The organism is Priestia sp. P5_B4 (genome assembly GCF_056400385.1).
Genome location: NZ_JBFULJ010000260.1, coordinates 1 through 4,755 on the forward strand (window position 1 = coordinate 1; position 4,755 = coordinate 4,755).

General features: G+C 36.5%; 5 protein-coding genes. All 5 read right to left on the reverse strand.

Features of this window, described 5'->3' with window-relative positions:
- Nucleotides 1-537, reverse strand: a 537-nt coding sequence (locus AC1DRF_RS16995) for a PfkB family carbohydrate kinase (protein WP_477741221.1), incomplete at its 3' end; no start/stop codon positions are given.
- Nucleotides 538-552: 15 nt separating this feature from the next.
- On the reverse strand, nt 553-1,437 hold the full coding sequence (locus tag AC1DRF_RS17000) for a carbohydrate ABC transporter permease (RefSeq protein ID WP_427076526.1): 885 nt from the start codon (nt 1,435-1,437) through the stop codon (nt 553-555).
- Nucleotides 1,437-2,318, reverse strand: a complete 882-nt coding sequence (locus tag AC1DRF_RS17005) for a carbohydrate ABC transporter permease (RefSeq protein ID WP_318331315.1) — start codon at nt 2,316-2,318, stop codon at nt 1,437-1,439. Before AC1DRF_RS17005 ends, AC1DRF_RS17000 begins: the two co-directional genes overlap by 1 nt.
- Nucleotides 2,319-2,333: 15 nt before the next feature.
- Nucleotides 2,334-3,620 (reverse strand): ABC transporter substrate-binding protein, encoded by a 1,287-nt coding sequence (locus AC1DRF_RS17010; protein WP_013083210.1) that lies wholly within the window; start codon nt 3,618-3,620, stop codon nt 2,334-2,336.
- Nucleotides 3,621-3,736: 116 nt separating this feature from the next.
- Nucleotides 3,737-4,723, reverse strand: coding sequence for an SIS domain-containing protein (locus AC1DRF_RS17015; RefSeq protein ID WP_043982524.1), 987 nt, complete (start codon nt 4,721-4,723; stop codon nt 3,737-3,739).
- Nucleotides 4,724-4,755 lie beyond the last annotated feature (32 nt).

Here is a 4,755-nt window from a genome sequence, read left to right on the forward strand (position 1 = left end):
CATACACTCTTCTTCTGGCAGGCTGCTTCCTGAGAAAAATGCATAGCTGATATATGGACATACTTGCTGTAAATATTCCTCATCGTATCTCGTAGAAAAATCAAAGGAAATATCAATGATTTTATGTAGCAACGGAAGGTCAGATTCTAAATGACTAAAAACGCTCGTATGAAGAAGATCGTGCTGGCGAATATAGGTTAAATCCGATTCATTCAGCATTAGTTTTAATCTAGATTGAACGCCCCCTTTATTTGATCCTACAAAAACTCGGTCACCTTGTTCATCAAGTGTTACAACCGCCATTCCATTTTCTCCTACAGCTCTTCTTACTCTGCTAATATCCATCTTTTCTTGCTGCAAAGTATTTACTACATGCTCTGCCGATTCGTCATTCCCCACGATTCCCATATAGGAAGACTGATGATTGCTCAATCTATTATAAAATACGGCCACATTTAGCGCGTTGCCGCCTGGATAGATCTTTCCTTGATCTTTATAGTAATCTACTACATTATCCCCTACTCCAATTAGTTTCATCTGCTTGTCCTCCTATTATTTAACACTTCCGTTAGCAATGCCACGGATAAAATATTTTTGCATAAATAAAAACAACATAACAATCGGTGCTGCTGAAATGGTGAGTCCAGCTAGTAATACCCCCCAATCTGTTTGCAAAGCGTCTCTAAATTGCATTAATCCTGCTGGGATTGTACGCAAACTGTCGTCGTCGATAAAGATAATGGCAAACATAAATTCATTCCATGTGTAGTAAGCTGTCAAAATTGTCGTTGTTAATAGAATGGGCGTGCTCATTGGGATAAAAATTCGAAATAAAATCCCCAAGCTTGTACATCCATCTAACCGAGCTGCTTCCTCTAGTTCTTTTGGAATCGAAAGAAAATAAGCTCGAATTAACAAGATGGTTAAAGGAATTCGATAAGCAACATAAGGCAGAATCAGGGCCAAGTGTGTATTATAGATTCCAAGTTTTTGAATAATGCTATACAAAGGAATTAAACTTACCTGAGGAGAAAGCATAAGCCCTCCGAGACATATAATGAGGACAAAAGCTTTTCCTTGAAACTCAAAGCGTGATAGTCCATAAGCTCCTAACGCACTGACCAGCACCGTCAAAAAACAAGACGCGCCCGTGACGATTACACTGTTTAAAAAGTAAGAAGATATTCCATTTTTCCACGCTGTCACATAATTTTCAATTAGCCAAGTATGCGGCATAGACCAGCTGTGCGTAAAGATTTCATCCGTGCTTTTAAAAGAACTTATAATCATCCAAAGCAAAGGATACGCAATGACGATAAAATAGACAATCAATCCGACATATACTATCGTTACACCTGTGTAGCTCTTCTTTTTTCTTTCTTTAGTGGCTGTATTGACAACATTAGGTAAGGTGACATTTGTTTTAGGCATCTGCATCAAGCGTCTTCCTTTCCTGTTTTAAATGCTTTCATTTGAACAAGAGAAATCAACAGCGTAATAATTAAAATGACAGTAGCAATTGAGGAAGCATAGCCCATCATATCTTTCGAAAAGGCTGTTTTGTATAAATACGTACTTAGGACTTCAGATGATGTACCCGGTCCGCCTCCAGTTAAAATATAAGGTTCATTAAATACTGTAAAAGCACCAGTGAGCGTTAAAATAACAGCCACAAATGTCATTTCTTTTGTTTGCGGTACAGTAATATGAAAGAACATTTTAAATTTATTAGCGCCGTCTATTTCAGCTGCTTCATACAATTCAGGTGAGATTTTTTGTATCGCTACAATATACAGCATGGCAATATAGCCGATAGACTGCCACTGAGATATAGCAATAACTGCATAAATAGCCGTATTACTGTCTCCTAGCCAAGGTTTTGCCAATGAGTCTAATCCGATCATTTTGAGCATTTGATTTAAAAGCCCTACTTCAGGATTGTAAAAAAAAGTAAACAACAAGGCAATAACGGTCATCGAAACGACTACTGGTAAAAAATAAACCGTTCGAAAAAAAGGAGAAAACCTTCGAATAAGTTTATCTTCTAAAACGGCAGCCACAATTAGACCTCCACCCACTTGAAAAATAATTGAAATGACCGCATAAAGAATATTATTTTTGAGTGCCTGATAAAAGACAGGGTCTTTAAATAAGTGCACATAATTATCTATTCCTACAAAAACTTTGTCTGGTGAAAATGTGCTCCACTCATAAAGACTATCCCAAATATTCTGAAAAATAGGGATATACACAAGTAGTAAAAAAGCAAAAGCAGGAAGAAGATATAAATAAGGGGTTAGCTTATTGCGTTTTAACATCGCTTTTTCACTTCCTTACTTTTTAGATTCAGCACGAACACTCGCTGCAGCTTTTTGCACATCTTTCATTACTTCTTTAGGTGTTTTATCACCATTTAGCATAAGCTGAGCCCCTGTTAAATAAGCATCTGCAATTCGAGCATCGATTGCCATATCAAACCATGGAGCCATCTCTTTGGCTTGTAAAATATTATCTACTGCTTCTAATTGCTCCGGTGTTGAATTACTGCTGTTAGCTGTATCATTTACTGCACTGTATTTCCCTACTTCTTTTACTAGCTTTTCACCCATTTGTTTTGATGTTAAAAATTCAAGAAATTCCATCGCTTCTTTTGGATGCTTTGTTTTAGAAGAAATCATAAACCCTTCAGGTGATCCAGTTAAATTAGTAGCATTTCCTTTTCCATCCTCTAATTTAGGAAAATTAAACATGCCAATCTTAAATTTCGTTGGACCGAAAAGCTTAATTTCAGCGGTTTCAGCATAAAACATAGCTGCTTTTCCATTTGAAAATTGTTGTCTTGCATATTCATGATCAATCGAATTTGTATTTTTATTAAAGTAAGGAACTAATTCTTCTAATTTTTCTAGAGCTTTTACATAGCCTTTATCCGTGAATGTCCCAGTTTTTGAATTATAGTCTTTTGAAAGAACGTCAGGCTTTACCATGCGCTGATTCAAGGTTCCTACGTAGTGAGAAATGGTCCACGTATCCTGGCTTCCAAATTCTAAAGCTGTATAATGCTTCTTTTTTAACACGCTTAAAACATTTAATAGCTCGTTCCAGTTTGTAGGCGCTTTTAATCCTAATTTATCGAAGATATCTTTGTTGTAAAAAAACATTTTCCCGTCCATTGTGACAGGAACACCGTAAATTTTCTTATTAACGGTATATGGTTTAATTTGAGACTGAACAAGCTTGGAAGACCACGCTGAATCCTTCTTATAATAAGAGGTTAAATCTAAGGCTTTGTTTCCTCTGACAAATTGTCTAGCAAACTCATCGCTCCAAGAAAAGTACACATCAGGAGGGGTATTAGTGCCTGTCATAACTTTAATTTTGTCTTTATACGAATCGTTTAACACCGCTTCTGTTTTAATATCAATATCAGGGTGCTGTTTTTCAAATTCTTTTACAACTTCTTCAAAGTAGCTTTTTTCAGGTTCTTTTGGCCATCTGTGAAAGAATGTTAATGTTGTCTTTCCTGTGTCTGAGTCTGAAGACGTTTGTTTTCCCGCACACCCCCCGAGCATTAAAGAACAACTTAAAAGTGAGGCTAAGATTAAATTTGTCTTTTTCATATAGAAACCCCCTTATTGTAAGTGCTTTCATATATAAGTTATACTATAATGTTTTATAACATTATAGTATAACTCGTAAGGAAAATATACAGATTTCTATCTTTATTAGGAGATTATTAATATTCTACTTTCCACATGTAGCGTCTTTTACTTAAAGGATGATTGCGTGCTTCAGCTAATTCTTCGGCATACTGACGCAGTACACGGTTTAATACAAGAGGAGCAATATACCCTTGCACATCTTTATCAATTCCTTCGAAGTCATATGCTTTTGCATCTAGAACAGTTAATTTCTTTCCATATCGTTTAGAGAATGATAAGGCGCGTTCTTCTAAAGGTCTCGTTTCATCTAGTCCAGCTAGGATGATAAACGGTACGTTTTCATCAATAATTTCGAATGGACCGTGGAAATACTCTCCAGCGTGAATAGCGTGAGAATGAATCCACTGCATTTCCATTAAGATACATATGCTGAATGAATAGGCTGCTCCATAGTTCGAGCCGCTGGCCATTGTATAAATAACCGGTTCGGATTTATGTGATTCAGCAAATTTCCTTGCGTTGCTCGCTTCGTATTCTAGAGCTTTTTCATAAACAGACTGTAGATTTTCTAAGCTAGTAACTAACTTTGCAAATTTATCATTTTCTTCTGCTACGTATAAGAGACCAAATACAAGCTGATATAAAACGCCTAAATTTGTTTCAAAAGCATCGATATCATTGCCCCACTCATACTTAATAAAAATATCTGCGCTGTGTGCTAAAGGTGAAGTAGGTTCATTTGTTAAGGCTACAGCATAAGCGCCTTTGCTTTTAGCAAACTTAGCTGCTTCTGTAGTCTCAGGAGTTGTTCCTGACATGGAACATAAAATAACTAAGGAGTCTTTTCCCAGCTGCTGCGGATTGCGGTGGATAAATTCGTTCGAACTATACAAATCGGATGTAATATGTTGAGCTTCTCGATCTAGTACATACTTAGCTGGATACATGATCGCAGAAGATCCTCCACATGCGACGAAAAACACATTACGAATTTGCTTGCTTTTTAATTCGTTTAATACGGCTTGCACATCACTTTTTACATTCACTGCTGTTTTGCTCATTTTCCCCACTCCTCAAATAAAATATGATATAC

Bases quoted from the DNA above. Each gene is read 5' to 3' on its own strand.
- AC1DRF_RS17000 (WP_427076526.1), bottom strand. From the start codon at position 1,437: ATGCAGATGCCTAAAACAAATGTCACCTTACCTAATGTTGTCAATACA.
- AC1DRF_RS17005 (WP_318331315.1), bottom strand. From the start codon at position 2,318: ATGTTAAAACGCAATAAGCTAACCCCTTATTTATATCTTCTTCCTGCT.
- AC1DRF_RS17010 (WP_013083210.1), bottom strand. From the start codon at position 3,620: ATGAAAAAGACAAATTTAATCTTAGCCTCACTTTTAAGTTGTTCTTTA.
- AC1DRF_RS17015 (WP_043982524.1), bottom strand. From the start codon at position 4,723: ATGAGCAAAACAGCAGTGAATGTAAAAAGTGATGTGCAAGCCGTATTA.